Consider the following 16,410-nt stretch of genomic DNA (forward strand, 5'->3'; position numbering starts at 1 on the left):
GCGGATCAGGGTGTGGGCTGGGGCGACCAGCCGCCGCCCAAGGCCTTGTAGAGCTGGATCACGGCGCTCACGCTGTCGGCGCGGGCGCTGGCGAGGCTGTCGTCCACGCTGAGTTGGGTGCGCTCGGTGCTGAGCACGGTCTGAAAGTCGATCAGGCCCGACGTGTATTGCTGGTGCGCCAGCAGGGCGGCGTTGTGCGCGGCCTCGGCGGCTTGCGCAAGCGCGGTTTGGCGCTGCCGGTTGTTGGCCAGCGCCACGAGGGCGTCCTCGACCTCGCGCAAGGCGGTGTTCACGCTGGCCTCGTAGTTGACCAGCGCTTGCTCTTGCACGGCGTTCTGGATCTCGATTTGCTCGCGGATGCGGCCCGCGTCGAAGATCGGCGCGGCGAGTTGGCCCACCAGCGAGCGCGTCACCGCGCCGGGGGCGTGCAGCGCGTCGAGCTGCAGGGCTTGCAGCCCGATCGAGCCGCTGAGCGTCAGCTGCGGGTAGCGCGCGGCGCTGGCCTGGCCGACGCGGGCGGTCTCGGCCGCCAGCTTGCGCTCGGCGGCGCGCACGTCGGGGCGCTGCGCCAGCGTTTGCGCCGGGATGCCGACGCCGATCTGCTCGGGCACGGTCGGCAACGCGGCCGTGGCGGCGAGTCGCTCATGCAGGCTCGCGGGCGTGCGGCCCAGCAGCACGGCCAAGCGATGTTCGGCTTCTGCCAGGTTGGTGCGCAACACCGGCAGCTGCGCGCGCGTCTGCTCCATGTTCGAGCGTGCCTGCTCCGCGTCGAGCGAACCTGCCAGGCCTGCTTGCACGCGCCACTGGGCGATTTGCCAGGTTTCAGTCTGGTTGGCCAGGTTGTTTTGCGCCAGTGCCAGGCGTTCTTGATAGGCGCGCAGCTCGACGTAATTCAAGGCCACCTCGGCCACCAGGGACACCTGCGTGGCGTGCAGATTCGCTTGCACGGTGTCGAGATCGGCTTGCGCCGCCTCGATGGCGCGGCGCGTGCCGCCGAAGAGGTCGGGCTCCCAGCTGGCATCGAAGCCGGCGTTGTATAGCGAGCGGGTGGCGCCGCTGCCAGTGGCCGCGGCACTGCTCTTGGTGCGGGAGGCCGATGCCGATGCGCTCAGCGTGGGCCAGGCGTTGTCGCCGGCCAGGGCGCGGCGGGCGCGGGCCTCGCGCAGCCGGGCCGTGGCCAGGCGCAGATCGGTGCTGCCTTGCAGGGCTTCGTCGATCAGGCTTGTCAGCTGCGCGTCGCCCAGTTGGGTCCACCAGCGAGTCAGGTCGCCGGCACCGTTCGGGTTGACGGCGGTGTCGCGCTCGGCCCATTGCGCCGGAGCGGCCGGTTGGGGAGCTTGGTAGTCAGGCCCGACGGCAGCGCAGCCGGCCAGAACCAGGGCTACCCCGCTCAGGAAACCGAGGCGGAATCGATGCGAAAGGAAGCGGCGAGCAGCGGGCCAGGCGGGAGTCATCTGTTTACGGTACATCAATACCGAAGAGATTCTGATCCGCCCGTGTCAAGGCTTTGTTAAGTAAAGATGAGATTGGGCAAAACGCGTGTGAGGCCCGTCTATCGATCGGGGGCTGGTGCGCGAACCGGCCTGCCCAGCAGACCGTGCAGCGCCAACCCCAACAAGGCTCCCGCGATCTGCGCCGCCACGAAGCCCGGCACGCTGCCCGGGGCGATGCCGGCGAAGCTGTCGCTGAACATGCGGCCGAAAGCCGCGGCAGGGTTGGCGAACGAGGTGGAGGCGGTGAACCAATACGCCGCGCCGATGTAGGCGGCGACCATGGCCGAGACCTTGGCTGCCGGCGCGCGCAAGATCACCAGCAGCAGGCCGGCGGTGGCAACTGCTTCAGCGATCCATTGCCCCTGGCCCGCACGTACCTTGGTGGACCACTGCAGGATCGGCAAGTCGAACATCGCATGCGCCAGCCAGGCGCCGCACGCTGCGCCGGCCAGTTGCACCAGCACATAAAGCGCGAGCAACACCCACGGCAGTTCGCCGCGCAGCGCCATCACCAGGCTCACCGCCGGGTTGAAGTGCGCGCCGCTCACGGGGCCGAACACCTCGATCAGCACGAACAGCCCGAAGACGGTGGCGAGCGTGTTGGCCAGCAAGGCCACGGCGCTGTTGCCGCCCGCCAGACGCTCGGCCATGACGCCGGAGCCGATCACCACGGCCAGCAGCAAAGCGGTGCCGACGCCTTCGCCCAAGAGGCGGTTGGTCAACGTGGTCATGGCGTTCAGCTCTTGGCGATGGCTTGCAAGGCTGATTGCAGATCAGCTTTGCTCATGCTGCCCAGCGGCAGCGCCAGCAGTTGCAGCATCTTGTAGCCGATGGCCTGGCGCGTGAGCTCGAAGGCGCGGCGCTTGCCCTCATCGCCGCCCTCGGCGTTCGACGGGTCGGGGTAGCCCCAGTGCACTTTCACGGGTTGACCCCCACCTACACCGTTCGCGCCAAAAAACACCGGGCAGGCTTCGGCCGCCGCGCTGTCGCACACCGTGATCACGATGGACAGCGGCGGCGCCTCGGGCGAGGTGAACTCGTCCCAGCTTTTGCTGCGATAGGCCGAGGTATCGATGCCTGCGTTGTGGAGGGCTTCGAGCGCAAACGGGTTGAGCCGACCACTGGGCGCGCTGCCGGCGCTGTGCGCCTTCACATCCTTGCCGAGCTGGGCGGCGAGGTGGTTGAGCATGCCTTCGGAGAGCACGCTGCGCGCCGAGTTGTGGGTGCAGAGGATGAGGACGTGGATGGTCATGGATTGCTTTGCAGATAGTCGTAGAAACAGCGGATGCCTTGGGCGAAACCATCGAGCGGCAAACGTTCGTTGGCGCCGTGCACGGTGGCCACGAGTGCTCGATCAAGCATCAACGGCGTGAAGCCCAGCGTTGGAATGCCCGCTGCACGCAAATAGCGAGCGTCGCTTGACGCCGGGGTTTGCGCGGGGGTGGTCACGGCCTGGGAAAAGGCACGCTGCGATGACCGCTCCAAGGCCACGAAATCGGCGTTGTCGAAGGGGGTCTGCGTGCCGTCGAAACGCTCGACCACGGCGATTTGAGCATCGGGCAGATCGAGTGCGTCGCGCACCCAGCGCAGCGCATCGTCCGGGCTGTCGCCTGGCAGCAGGCGAACGTCGAGCCATGCCTCGGCTTCGCCAGGAATGACATTGATCTTGTCTCCTGCGTGGAGCCCCGTCCAGGCCACGGTGCGGTGCGTGACGGCATGAATCATCGGGTCGCCATCCAAGGCAGCCATGACCAACGGCTGCACGAGTGGCCATTCGATGTGTTGCATCACCCACCCCTTGATGCCTCCCAGCCGGTGCCCCAAACGGTGCGTGTTCTCGATGAACGCCGGAGTCAGCGCGACGGGCGCACGCGCGTGCACGACCCGCTCCATGGCTCGGCTGAGCAGATCGATGGCGTTGTCGGCTCCCGGCTGGGATGCGTGGCCAGCGGTTCGACTGAGCGTGATCCGCAGGGCCAGCTGTCCTTTCTCTGCCACCACGATGGGCATCATGGGCACGCCTTGAATGGGCAGCCCGAAGCCGTTGTCGGAGACGATCGCGAGCCCTGCCTGGCTCAACTCAGGTCTGCTCCGAAGCACTTCGACCATGCCTCGGTGGCCGCCGGCCTCTTCATCCGCGACGGCCAGCAGCACGACATCGCGGTCAAGCACCGTGCCGGAACGCCGGAGGGCGAGCAGCGCGGCTGCCTGCATCATTCCAGGGCCCTTGTCGTCGAGCGCGCCGCGTGCCACGACCGCGCCATCGCGCACCACGGGCTCGAAAGGTGGGGAGCCCCATGAGGGGCCATGCGCGGGCACCACATCGATGTGGTGCACGAGCAGCAGTGGCGGGCGGACGCCTCGGCCCTTGAGTCGGGCGACGACGCTGGCGCGCTGGGCATCGTGTTCGACCAAGGACACGTCCAGTCCGCCGCGCTCGAGCCGCCCCGCAAGCCAGCGCGCAGCCGCGGCCTCATTGCCTGGCGGATTGGTGGTGTCGAAGCGCAGATAGGTCAGCAGGTCGTCTTGCGCCTCGCGCGTCCATTCGGGCCAGTCCGGAGCCTGAGGTTTCGCGGGCGACTCCGCTTGAGCGGGGCTTCTCAGGGCGATCAGCCCCAGCACCATCGCCGCGGCCAGGATCTGCCCGCGGCGGCGCGTTTTTATCAGCATGTCTTGTCACCTCCGCAGCAGTGCCGAGTCAGGTAGTCCAGCAACGCATGGATCTGATCGAACGCCGCGCGGTAGATGAGGTTGCGCCCGTTGCGCTGCTGGCTCACCAGCCCGGCGTGCATCAGCTCCTTGAGGTGAAACGACAGCGTGGCGGCCGGCACGGCCAGCGCTTCGCTCATCGCGCCCGGCGTCAAACCTTGCGGCCCCGCCACCACGAGGGCGCGAAACACCCGCAGGCGCATGGCCTGGGCCAGAGCGGCGAGGGCTTTGACGGCGTTTTGTTCTTCCATACTTCCATGATAGTGGAAATGATGACGAAAGAAAAGCCCGGCCGCCTTCATCAGATGGGGCCGGGCCGGGTAGCGGACAGCGGCGAGCGAAATCAGGCCGTCAGCAAGGCGTTGACGCGCTTCACGTAGTCAGCCGGGTCGGCCAGGTGACCGCCCTCGGCCAGCACGGCCTGGTCGAACAGGATGTGGGCGATGTCGTCGGCGCGCGGGTTGTCCAGGTCGGCCTGCAGGCGTTGCACCAGGGCGTGCTGGGTGTTGATCTCCAGGATCGGCTTGGTGGCCTTGTCGTGGCCGATTTGCCCGGCTTGCTTGAGCAGGCGTTCGAGGTGGCCGCTCATGTCGCCTTCTTCGACCACCAGGCAGGCGGGCGAATCGACCAGGCGCGAGCTCACGCGCACGTCGCGGGCCTTGTCCGCCAGCACGTTCTTGAGCTTGTCGATGGTGGGCTTGAAGGCTTCGGCGGCGGCTTCGGCCTCCTTCTTCTCGGCTTCGTCTTGCAGTTTGCCGAGGTCGCCGGCGCCCTTGACCACGCTTTGCAGGGGCTTGCCGTCGAACTCATACAGGTGCGACAGCATCCACTCGTCGACGCGGTCGGTCAGCAGCAGCACCTCGATGCCCTTCTTGCGGAAGATCTCCAGCTGCGGGCTCGACTTGGCCGCGGCCAGACTGTCGGCGGTGATGTAGTAGATGGCCTCCTGGCCTTCTTTCATGCGGCTCACGTAGTCGGCCAGGGCCACGCCTTCGTCCTGCGTGGTCGAGGCAAAACGCAACAGCTTGGCCAGACGCTCCTGGTTGGTGAAGTCTTCGCCCAGACCTTCTTTCAGCACCGAGCCGAACTCGCGCCAGAAGGCGAGGTACTTGTCGGCCTGGTTGGCGGCCACGTCTTCGATCATGCTCAGCACGCGCTTGGTGCAGCCTTCGCGAATCGCCTTCACGTCGCGGCTTTCCTGCAGCAGCTCGCGCGACACGTTCAGCGGCAGGTCGTTCGAGTCGACCACGCCCTTGATGAAGCGCAGGTACGTGGGCATCAGCGCCTGCGCGTCGTCCATGATGAAGACGCGCTTCACGTAGAGCTTGAGGCCGACGTGCTTGTCCCGGTTCCACAAGTCGAACGGCGCCTTGGCCGGCACGTAGAGCAGCTGGGTGTATTCGCTGCGGCCTTCGACGCGGTTGTGCGTGTAGGCCAGCGGCGCCTCGGTGTCGTGGCTGATCTGCTTGTAGAAGCTTTCGTACTCTTCAGCCGTGATGTCGCTCTTGGCGCGCGTCCACAGGGCCGACGCCTTGTTCATGGTTTCCCACTCGTCGGTCTGCTTGTATTCGCCCTTGTCGGCATCCCACTCTTCCTTGCGCATCAAGATGGGCAGGCCGATGTGGTCCGAGTACTTGCCGATGATCGAGCGCAGCTTCCAGGCGCGCAGAAAGTCGTCTTCGCCGCCGCCTTCGTCCTTGCGCAGGTGCAGGATGATGTCGGTGCCCCGCTGGGTGCGGGTGATGGCCTCGATCTCGAAGTCACCGGTGCCTTCGGACGACCAGCGCACGCCCTGCTCGGGCGGCAAGCCGGCGCGGCGCGACTCCACCGTGATGCGGTCGGCCACGATGTAGCCCGAGTAGAAGCCCACGCCGAACTGGCCGATCAGCGAGCCTTGCGACTGCGCGTCCTTCTTCTGGCTGTCCGACAGCGCGGTCATGAATTCCTTCGTGCCCGACTTGGCGATGGTGCCCAGGTTGGCAATCGCTTCTTCGGCCGACAAACCGATGCCGTTGTCGCTGATGGTGAGCGTGCGCTGGTCGTGGTCGACGCTGATGCGCACGGCCAGATTCGGTTGATCTTCGTAGAGCTCGGCGTTGTGCAAGGCTTCAAAGCGCAGCTTGTCGCAGGCGTCGGACGCGTTCGAGATCAGCTCGCGCAAGAAGATTTCTTTGTTGGAGTAGAGCGCGTGGGTCACGAGGTGCAGCAGTTGCTTCACTTCGGCCTGAAAGGCATGGGTCTGCTTGGTCATGGGATGACGGAGGGCAATAAAAAGAGGATTGAGGATCAGGCAAAAACGCCGCTTGACGTAGGCGCCTATTTCCAGGCTACAATGCACGTTTTCGCGAGGCGCTTTAGCTCAGCCGGTTAGAGCGACGGAATCATAATCCGCAGGTCCGGGGTTCGAATCCCTGAAGCGCCACCAAATTCAAAGAAGCCTTGTGGGTCCAACGACTCGCAAGGCTTTTTTCTTGGTCGTTCGTGATCTTGGCGGCAGAGGATCTGGCGTCGGGCGGGTGGTTTCATGCCCCGGCGTCGGGCGGGCCGCCCGATAATCACGGCTCGTTTCAACAGCCACTGGATCTAAACCATGCCTCGCTGTACTTATGCCCTGGCGGCCTTGCTCGCCGTTGCTCCGCTGGTTGCGCCCGCTCAGGCGCAACGCGTCATGCCCAAACAAGCCCTGCGCGGCGAGATGGTGTTCGGCGTGCCGCCAGCCGTCAAGCTCAACGGCAAGGACGCCACCCTCGCTCCCGGCGTGCGCGTTCGCGACCTGAACAACATGATCGTGCTGTCGGGCGAGTTGGTCGGGCAGAAGCTCAAGGTCAACTACACCGTCGATACCCTCGGCTTCATCTACGGCGTGTGGATCCTGCGCGACGACGAGATCAAGCAGTTGTGGCCCAAGACCGAGCTTGAGGCCGCGCAGTGGTCCTACGACGAGCAGATCGGCGTCTGGACCAAGCCGTAAGCAGGGGCGAACATGACCAAGAAGGTTTACATCAAGACGTACGGCTGCCAGATGAACGAGTACGACTCGGACAAGATGTCCGACGTGCTCAACGCGGCCAAGGGCTACGAGCCGACGCAAGACCCCGAGCAGGCAGATCTGATCCTGTTCAACACCTGCTCGATCCGCGAGAAGGCGCAAGAAAAGGTTTTCTCTGACCTGGGCCGTTTCAAGCACCTCAAAGAAAAGGGCGTGATGATCGGCGTGGGCGGCTGCGTGGCCAGCCAGGAAGGCGCCGCCATCGTCGAGCGCGCGCCGTATGTGGACGTGGTGTTCGGCCCGCAAACGCTGCACCGCTTGCCGCAATTGCTGGAGCAGCGCGTCGAGCAAATGCGCCCGCAGGTCGACATCAGCTTCCCGGAGATCGAAAAGTTCGACTACCTGCCGCCGGCGCGCAAGGAAGGCGCCACCGCCTTCGTGTCGATCATGGAAGGTTGCTCCAAATACTGCAGCTACTGCGTGGTGCCCTACACCCGCGGCGAAGAGGTGTCGCGCCCCTTTGAAGACGTGCTGACCGAAGTGGCCGGGCTGGCCGACCAGGGCGTGAAAGAGGTGACGCTGCTGGGCCAGAACGTGAACGGCTACCGCGGCAAGATGGGCGGCACCAGCGAGATTGCCGACTTTGCCGAGCTGCTCGACTACGTGGCAGAGATCCCGGGCATCGAGCGCATTCGCTACACCACCAGCCACCCGAACGAGTTCTCGCAGCGGTTGATCGACGTCTATGGCAAGACCAGCAAGCTCGTGAACCACGTGCACTTGCCGGTGCAGCATGGTTCAGACCGCATCCTGATGGCCATGAAGCGCGGCTACACGGCCATGGAATACAAAAGCACGATTCGCAAGCTGCGTGCGGTGCGTCCCGACATTCACTTGTCCACCGACTTCATCGTTGGCTTCCCCGGCGAAACGGACGACGATTTCGCCAAGGCCATGAAGCTGATCGACGACGTGCGTTTCGACGCCTCGTTCAGCTTCATCTACAGCGCCCGGCCCGGCACGCCGGCAGCCAATCTGGCCGACGATCTGACCTACGAGGTCAAGCTCAAGCGGCTGCAAGAGCTGCAGGCCGCCATCGAGGCCAACGTGCAAGCCATCAGTCAGGGCATGGTGGGTTCGACGCAGCGCATTCTGGTCGAGGGGCCCTCGCGAAAGAATCTCAACGAGCTGATGGGGCGCACCGAGTGCAACCGCATCGTCAATTTCGACGGGGGCGCTGACGCCGTGCGTCTGCTGGGGCAGCTCATCGATGTGAACATCACCCACGCCTACCCGCATTCGCTGCGGGCGGCGCTTCAGGCCGAGCCGGGCGACGCGCTCGCCGCTTGACGAGCACGGCGCGGGCCGCCGCGCCGCGGCGTTATTTCAGATCCAGCTCGGCTTGCGAGGCGCATTCGGCGTCGGTCGGGTTGATGCTGCAGCGGATGCGCTTGAGCACCTTCAGGCCGCGCTTGTCGTAGAGGCCGCGCTGGGCGATGTCGATGCGGGACTCTCGCAGCATCAGCGAGTAGCGCTGGGCGTCGTCGGGCGAGAAATCCATCCAGGCGCTGGGCGGGACGTCGCGCTCCGAGTCGCCGATCACGCGCATCGCAGCGCCGTAGCTGGACAGCCAGTAGGCCCGCGATTTTTCGCCGAAGCCTTCGGGGAAGCGGTTGCGGTGGATGATCATCTGATAGCTCAGGATCATCAGCGGGAAGCGCGACACGCCGCCCTTGGTGCCGATGCCGCGGTAAAGCTCGAGCGGTTTGTAGGCGAGCGCCGGTGCCGCGATGATGTCGATGGCGCCGTTGTTGAATTTGGTGGCAAAGGTGGTCACATCGGCCGACACGGGCTGCGCGCCGATGCGCTGGATCATCACGGCCTGGGCCTTGTCGTGGTCGAACGCGGCAATGCGTTTGCCGGCGGCGCCCTCGACGGTGCTGATCTTGCGGTCATTCACGATGGGGTAGACGGCACCGAGCGGGACGATGCCGCTCACCTCGAAATTGCCCTCGACCATCAGCTTGGCGGCGGCGGGCGCCGAGAAGGTCTGAATGGCTTTGTGCACGACCTCGTAGCTGGCGGGCAGGTCGACCTTGCCGTTGCGGACGATGGTGGACACGCCCAGCGAGTCGATCGAGGCGGCCGTGGCATTGAACTGGCGGGTACGCATGCCGGTGGCGGTGACGGCGTCGCACTGTCCGGTGCGGAAGTCTTCGATCGCCACGCGCTCGTCGGTGTAGACCTTCACGGTCATGTCCGCGCCCACCTTTTGCATGGCCAGCACGTAGTCCTTGGTGAAGTTCGCGCTGGGGCCCTGGGTGCCGAGGATGTCGAACACGCACACCACCTGCCCGGCGTGAGCCGATGCGGCGCCGAGCGACAGCACGAGGGAGCCAAGAGCCGTGCGGATGGGGTGAGCCGAGCGCCGGAACGTGAAAGCCATGGGTTCTCCTTGGGGCGGGGTGGTGGACGATGGAAGGGCAGCAGGCTTGGCGTCAAACCGGGTCATCGCGGGTCGGCGCTTCAAGCGGTGCTCAAGGGAGAGGGAGCGCGATGGACAGCGAGGCGGGCGTGGCGTCGGCAGACCAGGGCCAATCGGCGAGTAGCGGTGCGCGCAGACGTTGGCGCAGGGTGGCGACGTTGTCTTCTTGCGCCGGCATGTCGGGGGCGACGCGGTTGGCCACCCAGCCCGCCAGTTTCAGCCCGCGGGCTTCGATGGCTTCCTGCGTCAGCAAGGCGTGGTTCAGGCAGCCCAGGCGAATGCCTACCACCAGGATGATCGGCAGGTCGAGCGCTTGCGCCAGGTCGGCGCTGGTTTGCGTCTCATTGAGTGGCACGACGAAGCCGCCCGCGCCCTCGACCACCACCGCATCGGCCTGCTCGCACAGCACGTCGAAGGCGTGCACGATGTGCTCGATGTCGATGGTCTGGCCGGCGAGCTTGGCCGCGATGTGGGGCGACACGGGCCAGGGCAGCAGGTAGGGGTTGTCTAGCTCGGGCATGACCTGCAAGGTGCTGGCGGCGCGCAGTTGCGTCACGTCGTCGTTGCTCCAGCCATCGGTGGTTTCTTCGGCGCCGGTGGCAAAGGGCTTCATGCCCACGCACTTGGGGTGGGTGGCGCGCAAGGCGTGCAGCAGGGCGCAACTGGTGCGCGTCTTGCCGACGCCGGTGTCGGTGCCGGTCACGAAGTAGGCGGTGGTCATGCGGTCATTCCTGGGTGGACAGCGTGGCGTCGAGTGCGCGCAGTGTGCCCGCAATCAGATGCTGCTGGGCGGCGTCGTCCAGCTCGTAGGGCGGCATGAAGTAGAGCGTGTTGCCGATCGGGCGCAGCAGCAGACCCTCGGCCAGCGCGGCGCGGTGCAGCCGTTTGGAGAACGCGGCGTCGGTGGTGTCCACATCGAACGCCCAGATCATGCCGAGCTGGCGGGCTTGCTGGACGCGCGGGTGCTGCGTCAGCGGCTGCGCGAGCGCCGTCAGCTGGGCTGAGGTGTCGCGGTTGCGGGCCAGCACGTCCTCGCTGTCGAAGATATTGAGCACCTCGAGCGCGGCCGCGCAGGCCAGCGGGTTGCCGGTGTAGGAGTGCGAGTGCAAGAAGCCGCGCGCCACGCTGTCGTCGTAGAAGGCCTGGTAGACGTCGTCGGTGGTGAGCACCGCCGAGAGCGGCAGGTAGCCGCCGGTCAGGCCTTTCGAGAGGCAGATGAAGTCGGGGCGGATGCCGGCCTGCTGGTGCGCGAACAGGCTGCCGGTGCGGCCGAAGCCCACGGCGATCTCGTCGCAGATCAGGTGCACGTCGAAGCGGTCGCACACGGCGCGCACCTGCCGCAAATACTCGGGGTCGTGCATCGCCATGCCGGCGGCGCACTGCACCAGCGGCTCGACGATCAACGCGGCCGTGCTGTCGGCATGTTGCGCGAGGTGCGCGGCCAGCGCCTCGGCGCAACGGCGGGCGTGGTCGGCGGCGCTGTCACCGGGCTGGGCCAGACGCGCGTCGGGCGAGGGTACGGTGGCGCCCAGGCGCACGAGCGGCGCGTAGGCCTCGCGGAAGATCGCGATGTCGGTCACGGCCAGCGCGCCTACCGTTTCGCCGTGGTAGCCGCCGGCCAGGCCGATGAACTGGCTCTTGCCGGGGCGGCCATGGTTGCGCCAGTAATGCGCGCTCATCTTCAGCGCGATCTCGGTGGCGCTGGCGCCGTCGCTGCCGTAGAAGGCGTGGCCCAGGCCGGTGAGGGCGCTCAGGCGCTCGGACAGCTCCACCACCGGCGCATGCGTCAGGCCCGCCAGCATCACGTGCTCGATGCGGTCGAGCTGCCGCGTGATGGCGGCTTTCATGCGCGGGTGGTTGTGGCCGAAGAGGTTGACCCACCACGAGCTCAGCGCGTCGAGGTAGCGCTTGCCGTCGTAGTCGATCAGCCACGGGCCCTCGCCGCGGGCAATGGGCACCAGCGGCTCGCGCTCGTGCACTTTCATCTGGGTGCAGGGGTGCCAGACGGCTTGTCGGCTGCGCTCCAGCCAGGGTTGGTTCAGGGGGGCGTCAGTCGGCATCGAAGGCTATCGGGTCGATTCAGTAGGGTCGAAGGTTCAGCGTATGCCCAGCATCTTGTGCGTCTGCACACTCAGGCGCCAGAGCGGGTGGGCCAGGCACCACTGCACGGCCCACTCGGTGGCGGCGGCCCGCTGGGCGGGGTCGGCGCTGTCCATAGGCTGCACGCGGCGGTGGGCGAAGTCCAGCGCCTCCAACTCCAGCAGGTCGTGATCGGGCTGCGGCACCACCACCTTCAGCTCGTGTCCGCTGCGCTGCACCAGCTCGGCGCCGGCCTTGGGGCTGACGCAGATCCAGTCGATGCCGGCCGGCGCGGCGATGGTGCCGTTGGTTTCGACGGCGATCTCGAAGCCTTCAGCGTGCAAGGCGTCGATCAGCGCGGCGTCCACCTGCAGCAGGGGCTCGCCGCCGGTCAGCACCACGAAGCGCTGGCCTTGGTCGGCGGGCCAGTGTGCGGCGATGTGCGCGGCCAGGGCTCGCGCGTGCTCAAACTTGCCGCCGCCGCTGCCGTCGGTGCCCACGAAGTCGGTGTCGCAGAAGCGGCAGACGGCGCCAGCGCGGTCGGCCTCGCGGCCCGTCCACAGGTTGCAGCCGGCAAAGCGGCAGAACACCGCCGGGCGGCCGGCGTGCAGGCCTTCGCCTTGCAAGGTGTAGAAGACTTCTTTGACGCTGTAGGTCATGGCTTGTTTCTCCAGCCCGCCCAGGCCAGGCCGAGCGCGCTGAGCAGGATCATGCCGCCGTAGGTCAGCATCTTGCCGTCGCGCCCCAGCAGCGCCAGCCCGGCGACCAGCGCCACCGCGCTGCCCAGCGTGGCCCAGCGGGCAAGCCGCAACCAGCTCACGCTGCGCAGATCTCGCCACCAAAGCAGCTTGGTCAACCCGGAGGCCAGCAGCCCCACGCCCAGCGCGGGGGCAAAGAAATTGGCGAGATGCAGCAAGGCGTCAATCGGGCCCATGGGCGTGTAGATATTGATTTTGATAAATCACAAGCATGGGGTGGGAGCTTGCCGCTATGGTTCAGCCCGTGCACATCGAACGCGCCAAGACGGTGCGGTCAGACCGACAATTTTATAATTCCGCGCCATGAGCGTCTTCGCCCTGGGTTTGAACCACCATACCGCCACCGTCGATCTACGGGGCCGGTTTGCGTTCAACCTCGACCAACTGGCACCCACACTGCGTGCGCTCAACGAGCGTCTGGCCGGCAACCAGCCCGCTCGCCATGCGGCGGTGCCCGAGGCGGCACTGCTGTCCACCTGCAACCGCACCGAACTGTATTGGTCGCCCGGCGGCGTGGCGGCTGGGGTCGATGCCGTGCGCCCGGCGGTCGACTGGCTCGCCAGCGTGGGTGGCGTGTCGGCCGACGAATTGATGCGCCACACCTACGTGCGGCGCGGTGGCGAGGCGGCGCGGCATGCCTTCCGCGTGGCCAGCGGGCTCGACTCGATGGTGCTGGGCGAGCCGCAGATCCTGGGCCAGATGAAGCAGGCCGTGCGCGAGGCCGACGAAGCCGGCATGCTGGGCACGACGCTGCACCAGCTGTTCCAGCGCTCGTTCGCCGTGGCCAAGGAGGTACGCACCTCCACCGAAATCGGCGCGCATTCCATCAGCATGGCCGCCGCCGCGGTGCGCCTGGCGGCGCAGCTGTTCGAAGATCTGCGCGACATCAACATCCTCTTCGTGGGGGCGGGCGAGATGATCGAACTCGCCGCCACGCACTTTGCCGCGCGCTCACCCAAGCACATGGTGGTGGCCAACCGCACGCTCGAACGCGCCGAGCGCCTGGCCACCCGTTTCAACGCCCAGGCCATGCGCCTGGCCGAGTTGCCGACCCGCCTGCACGAGTTCGACGCCGTGGTGTCCTGCACCGCCAGCTCGGTGCCCATCATCGGCCTGGGCGCCATCGAGCGGGCGCTCAAGGCCCGCAAGCGTCGCCCGATGTTCATGGTCGACCTGGCCGTGCCGCGCGACATCGAGCCCGAGGTGTCCCGCCTGAGCGACGTCTACCTCTACACGGTGGACGACCTTTCCGCCCTGGTGCAAAGCGCCGGCGAAAAGCGCCAGGCCGCCGTGGCGCAGGCCGAGGCCATCATCGAGCACGGCGTGCAGAGCTTCGTGCACTGGCTCGACCAGCGCTCCACCGTGCCCTTGATTCGCGCGCTCAATGCCCAGGCCGACGCCTGGCGCGAGCACGAGATTGCCCGGGCTCGCAAGCTCATCACCAAGGGCGCGGACATCGAAGCCGTGCTCGACGCGCTGTCGCGCGGTCTCACGCAAAAGATGCTGCACGGCGCCCTGGCCGAGCTGCACGGCGTCGAGGGTGAGCAGCGCGTGCACTTGGCCGACACGCTGTCGCGCCTGTTCCTGCGCAGTGACGTGCGCGGCGTGCCGGGCACCCGGCCGCAGCCGACCGAGCCGGCGCGGGCTGATCGCTCTGCGGGCGACGACGACGAATCGCCCGACACCGCGCCCGATTCGCTTTAGCGACCCTGTCGATCTGATCGGCTGCTGCCGCTGAGGCAGCCAGCCCCTGCATCGCTGCCGGCGTGTCGCCGGTCCCTCGTTTTCGTTGCTGCCCCATCCCCATGAAAGACGCCCTGCGCCATCAACTCGACCGCCTCGGCGAGCGCCTGCCCGAGCTGGACGCCGCCCTGGCCGACCCCACCGTGGCGGCCGACGTGAAGCGCTTTCGGGCCCTGTCGCGCGAGCATGCCGAAGTGTCGGGCCTGCTCGACCGCTACCGTCGCTTCACCCAGCGCGAGTCCGATCTGGCCGGTGCCCGCGAGATGCTGGCCGATGCCGCTACCGACGACGAGATGACGCAGATGGCGCGCGACGAGATCGCCCAGGCCGAGGCCGACATCGCCCAGTTGGATGGCGAGCTGCAACATGCGTTGCTGCCGAAAGACCCGGACGACGAGCGCAACGCGTTTCTTGAAATCCGCGCCGGCACGGGCGGCGACGAGTCCGCGCTGTTTGCCGGTGATCTGGCTCGCCTTTACACCCGCTACGCTGAGCGCCAGGGCTGGCGCTGCGAGGTGCTGTCGGCCAACGAGTCCGACCTGGGCGGCTACAAAGAAATCGTCCTGCGGCTCGAAGGCAGCAACGATGGAGGGGGCGTCTACGGCCGTCTCAAGTTCGAGTCCGGCGGCCACCGCGTGCAGCGCGTGCCGGCCACCGAGGCGCAGGGGCGCATCCACACCAGCGCCTGCACCGTGGCCGTGCTGCCCGAGCCCGACGAGGCCGAAGAGGTGCAGATCAACCCGGCCGACTTGCGCATCGACACCTACCGCGCCAGCGGCGCCGGCGGGCAGCACATCAACAAGACCGACTCGGCGGTGCGTATCACGCACATCCCGACCGGCATCGTCGCCGAGTGCCAGGACGACCGCAGCCAGCACCGCAACAAGGCCAAGGCGCTGGCGGTGCTCAGTGCCCGCATCCGCGACCAGGAGCGCGCCGCGCGGCAAGCCAAGGAGGCGGCCACGCGCAAGAGCCTGGTCGGCACCGGCGATCGCTCCGACCGCATCCGCACCTACAACTTCCCGCAGGGCCGTCTCACCGATCACCGCATCAACCTGACGCTCTACAAGCTCGGCGCCATCATGGAAGGCGACCTCGACGACGTGATCGCCGCGTTGCAGGCCGCGCAGGCGGCCGACCAACTGGCCGAGCTCGAAGCCAGCCTCGGGGTGGGCGCATGATCAACCACCATTCGGTCGAAGTGGCGTTGCGCTCGGCACGCGCCCGTGGCGTGGACCGGCTGGATTCGCAACTGCTGTTGTCCGCCGTGATGCGCCACCCCCGCAGTTGGCTGATCGCCCACGGCGACGCGGTCATGACCAGCGAGCAGCACGCCCACTACCAGCGTCTGGTCGAGCGCCGTGCCGCCGGCGAACCGCTGGCCTACCTGCTGGGCGAAAAGGAGTTCTACGGTCTCAATCTGCACGTCAGCCCCGACGTGCTCATTCCGCGCCCCGATACCGAAACCCTGGTCGAGTGGGCGCTGCACCTGCTGCCCGACGGTGAGGAGCGCGACGTGGCCGACCTCGGCACCGGCAGCGGCGCGCTGGCGCTGGCCATCAAGACCCACCGGCGCAGCGCGCGGGTTTGCGCGGTCGACCTGAGCGAGGCGGCGCTGGCCATGGCGCGGGCCAACGCGCTGCGCATCAATCTGGCGGTGGAGTGGCTGCACGGCAGCTGGTGGCAGCCGCTGGCGGGGCGGCAGTTCGATCTGGTGGTCAGCAACCCGCCCTACATCTGCGAGGGGGACCCGCACCTGGCCGATCTGCAGCACGAGCCGCAACTCGCCCTGACCTCGGGCCCCGACGGGCTCGATGCCATCCGCATCATCGTGCAAGACGCACCGCCCTACCTGCGAGCCGGCGCCTGGCTGGTGTTGGAACATGGTTACAACCAGCACGAGGCGGTGCGGTCTCTGCTGGAAACCCGCGGGTTTCAACATGTGAGCGGACGCTCCGATCTGGGCGGGCATGTGCGCTGTACGGGCGGTTGCTGGCTCGGCATGAGCGGGGTCTGACTCAGGGCTTTCGAGCGCCGCAAACAAGTGGTTGCCGCTGTAAAAATGGCCCCGGCGGAAATCAAACGTCGTAGCATGAGTCACAAGACCACTTGGTCGGCGACGTTCAGCGTCGTTTGACGTGGTTGAACACCGGA

16 protein-coding genes and 1 tRNA gene are annotated in these 16,410 nt (G+C 66.9%); 6 read left to right on the plus strand and 11 right to left on the minus strand.

The window, feature by feature from the left end; all coding sequences use genetic code 11:
• Positions 1-5: 5 nt before the first annotated feature.
• The 6 genes from ACE3SS_RS02485 to htpG all read right to left on the minus strand — a co-directional run bounded on the left by ACE3SS_RS02485 (position 6) and on the right by htpG (position 6,453).
• Entirely contained in the window at positions 6-1,469 is a 1,464-nt protein-coding gene (locus ACE3SS_RS02485; RefSeq protein ID WP_374590919.1) for an efflux transporter outer membrane subunit, read from the minus strand.
• Positions 1,470-1,552: 83 nt separating this feature from the next.
• On the minus strand, positions 1,553-2,224 hold the full coding sequence (locus tag ACE3SS_RS02490) for an aquaporin (protein WP_374590921.1): 672 nt from the start codon (positions 2,222-2,224) through the stop codon (positions 1,553-1,555).
• Between the two features lie 5 nt (positions 2,225-2,229).
• Positions 2,230-2,745, minus strand: coding sequence for an arsenate reductase ArsC (locus tag ACE3SS_RS02495; RefSeq protein WP_374590923.1), 516 nt, complete (start codon positions 2,743-2,745; stop codon positions 2,230-2,232).
• The gene (locus tag ACE3SS_RS02500; RefSeq protein WP_374590925.1) at positions 2,742-4,163 is read right to left on the minus strand and encodes a M20/M25/M40 family metallo-hydrolase; all 1,422 of its coding nucleotides are present in this window, start codon (positions 4,161-4,163) and stop codon (positions 2,742-2,744) included. Before ACE3SS_RS02500 ends, ACE3SS_RS02495 begins: the two co-directional genes overlap by 4 nt.
• Positions 4,157-4,453 carry an ArsR/SmtB family transcription factor gene (locus ACE3SS_RS02505; RefSeq protein ID WP_374590927.1) on the minus strand — a complete coding sequence of 99 codons (297 nt, stop codon included), beginning with the start codon at positions 4,451-4,453 and terminating at the stop codon, positions 4,157-4,159. Before ACE3SS_RS02505 ends, ACE3SS_RS02500 begins: the two co-directional genes overlap by 7 nt.
• A 92-nt stretch (positions 4,454-4,545) precedes the next feature.
• The gene (gene htpG, locus ACE3SS_RS02510; RefSeq protein WP_374590929.1) at positions 4,546-6,453 is read right to left on the minus strand and encodes a molecular chaperone HtpG; all 1,908 of its coding nucleotides are present in this window, start codon (positions 6,451-6,453) and stop codon (positions 4,546-4,548) included.
• 97 nt (positions 6,454-6,550) lie between these two features.
• Here htpG and ACE3SS_RS02515 point away from each other — a divergent pair.
• From ACE3SS_RS02515 to miaB, 3 genes are all read left to right on the plus strand, one after another.
• Positions 6,551-6,627: transfer RNA gene (locus ACE3SS_RS02515), tRNA-Met, on the plus strand.
• Positions 6,628-6,792: 165 nt separating this feature from the next.
• Entirely contained in the window at positions 6,793-7,173 is a 381-nt protein-coding gene (locus ACE3SS_RS02520) for a hypothetical protein (protein ID WP_374590931.1), read from the plus strand.
• Positions 7,174-7,185: 12 nt separating this feature from the next.
• Positions 7,186-8,541 (plus strand): tRNA (N6-isopentenyl adenosine(37)-C2)-methylthiotransferase MiaB, encoded by a 1,356-nt coding sequence (miaB, locus tag ACE3SS_RS02525; RefSeq protein WP_374590933.1) that lies wholly within the window; start codon positions 7,186-7,188, stop codon positions 8,539-8,541.
• Positions 8,542-8,572: 31 nt separating this feature from the next.
• On the opposite strand, the gene ACE3SS_RS02530 is transcribed toward miaB, so the two are convergent.
• The 5 genes from ACE3SS_RS02530 to ACE3SS_RS02550 form a co-directional block, all read right to left on the minus strand.
• Complete coding sequence (locus tag ACE3SS_RS02530) at positions 8,573-9,637, minus strand: putative solute-binding protein (protein ID WP_374590935.1); 1,065 nt, start codon at positions 9,635-9,637, stop codon at positions 8,573-8,575.
• Positions 9,638-9,728: 91 nt separating this feature from the next.
• The gene (gene bioD / locus ACE3SS_RS02535) at positions 9,729-10,397 is read right to left on the minus strand and encodes a dethiobiotin synthase (protein WP_374590937.1); all 669 of its coding nucleotides are present in this window, start codon (positions 10,395-10,397) and stop codon (positions 9,729-9,731) included.
• 4 nt (positions 10,398-10,401) lie between these two features.
• The gene (gene bioA, locus ACE3SS_RS02540; RefSeq protein ID WP_374590939.1) at positions 10,402-11,736 is read right to left on the minus strand and encodes an adenosylmethionine--8-amino-7-oxononanoate transaminase; all 1,335 of its coding nucleotides are present in this window, start codon (positions 11,734-11,736) and stop codon (positions 10,402-10,404) included.
• A gap of 36 nt (positions 11,737-11,772) precedes the next feature.
• Positions 11,773-12,414 (minus strand): 7-carboxy-7-deazaguanine synthase, encoded by a 642-nt coding sequence (gene queE, locus ACE3SS_RS02545; protein ID WP_374590941.1) that lies wholly within the window; start codon positions 12,412-12,414, stop codon positions 11,773-11,775.
• Entirely contained in the window at positions 12,411-12,689 is a 279-nt protein-coding gene (locus ACE3SS_RS02550) for a hypothetical protein (RefSeq protein WP_374590943.1), read from the minus strand. Before ACE3SS_RS02550 ends, queE begins: the two co-directional genes overlap by 4 nt.
• A gap of 127 nt (positions 12,690-12,816) precedes the next feature.
• Here ACE3SS_RS02550 and hemA point away from each other — a divergent pair, with 127 nt between their 5' ends.
• The 3 genes from hemA to prmC all read left to right on the plus strand — a co-directional run bounded on the left by hemA (position 12,817) and on the right by prmC (position 16,273).
• Positions 12,817-14,217 (plus strand): glutamyl-tRNA reductase, encoded by a 1,401-nt coding sequence (gene hemA / locus ACE3SS_RS02555; protein WP_374590945.1) that lies wholly within the window; start codon positions 12,817-12,819, stop codon positions 14,215-14,217.
• Between the two features lie 101 nt (positions 14,218-14,318).
• On the plus strand, positions 14,319-15,437 hold the full coding sequence (prfA, locus tag ACE3SS_RS02560; protein WP_374590947.1) for a peptide chain release factor 1: 1,119 nt from the start codon (positions 14,319-14,321) through the stop codon (positions 15,435-15,437).
• A complete protein-coding gene (gene prmC / locus ACE3SS_RS02565; RefSeq protein ID WP_374590949.1) occupies positions 15,434-16,273 on the plus strand; it encodes a peptide chain release factor N(5)-glutamine methyltransferase in 840 nt (279 codons plus the stop codon). Before prfA ends, prmC begins: the two co-directional genes overlap by 4 nt.
• Positions 16,274-16,410 lie beyond the last annotated feature (137 nt).

The organism is Aquabacterium sp., from assembly GCF_041915145.1.
GTDB lineage: Bacteria > Pseudomonadota > Gammaproteobacteria > Burkholderiales > Burkholderiaceae_C > Aquabacterium.

What these genes read in the sequence shown, in the direction of transcription:
- ACE3SS_RS02520 (WP_374590931.1), top strand. Translation starts at nt 6,793, where the DNA reads ATGCCTCGCTGTACTTATGCCCTGGCGGCCTTGCTCGCCGTTGCTCCG.
- htpG (WP_374590929.1), bottom strand. Translation starts at nt 6,453, where the DNA reads ATGACCAAGCAGACCCATGCCTTTCAGGCCGAAGTGAAGCAACTGCTG.
- ACE3SS_RS02495 (WP_374590923.1), bottom strand. Translation starts at nt 2,745, where the DNA reads ATGACCATCCACGTCCTCATCCTCTGCACCCACAACTCGGCGCGCAGC.
- prmC (WP_374590949.1), top strand. Translation starts at nt 15,434, where the DNA reads ATGATCAACCACCATTCGGTCGAAGTGGCGTTGCGCTCGGCACGCGCC.
- ACE3SS_RS02550 (WP_374590943.1), bottom strand. Translation starts at nt 12,689, where the DNA reads ATGGGCCCGATTGACGCCTTGCTGCATCTCGCCAATTTCTTTGCCCCC.
- ACE3SS_RS02505 (WP_374590927.1), bottom strand. Translation starts at nt 4,453, where the DNA reads ATGGAAGAACAAAACGCCGTCAAAGCCCTCGCCGCTCTGGCCCAGGCC.
- bioA (WP_374590939.1), bottom strand. Translation starts at nt 11,736, where the DNA reads ATGCCGACTGACGCCCCCCTGAACCAACCCTGGCTGGAGCGCAGCCGA.
- prfA (WP_374590947.1), top strand. Translation starts at nt 14,319, where the DNA reads ATGAAAGACGCCCTGCGCCATCAACTCGACCGCCTCGGCGAGCGCCTG.
- ACE3SS_RS02500 (WP_374590925.1), bottom strand. Translation starts at nt 4,163, where the DNA reads ATGCTGATAAAAACGCGCCGCCGCGGGCAGATCCTGGCCGCGGCGATG.
- hemA (WP_374590945.1), top strand. Translation starts at nt 12,817, where the DNA reads ATGAGCGTCTTCGCCCTGGGTTTGAACCACCATACCGCCACCGTCGAT.
- ACE3SS_RS02490 (WP_374590921.1), bottom strand. Translation starts at nt 2,224, where the DNA reads ATGACCACGTTGACCAACCGCCTCTTGGGCGAAGGCGTCGGCACCGCT.
- bioD (WP_374590937.1), bottom strand. Translation starts at nt 10,397, where the DNA reads ATGACCACCGCCTACTTCGTGACCGGCACCGACACCGGCGTCGGCAAG.
- ACE3SS_RS02530 (WP_374590935.1), bottom strand. Translation starts at nt 9,637, where the DNA reads ATGGCTTTCACGTTCCGGCGCTCGGCTCACCCCATCCGCACGGCTCTT.
- miaB (WP_374590933.1), top strand. Translation starts at nt 7,186, where the DNA reads ATGACCAAGAAGGTTTACATCAAGACGTACGGCTGCCAGATGAACGAG.
- queE (WP_374590941.1), bottom strand. Translation starts at nt 12,414, where the DNA reads ATGACCTACAGCGTCAAAGAAGTCTTCTACACCTTGCAAGGCGAAGGC.
- ACE3SS_RS02485 (WP_374590919.1), bottom strand. Translation starts at nt 1,469, where the DNA reads ATGTACCGTAAACAGATGACTCCCGCCTGGCCCGCTGCTCGCCGCTTC.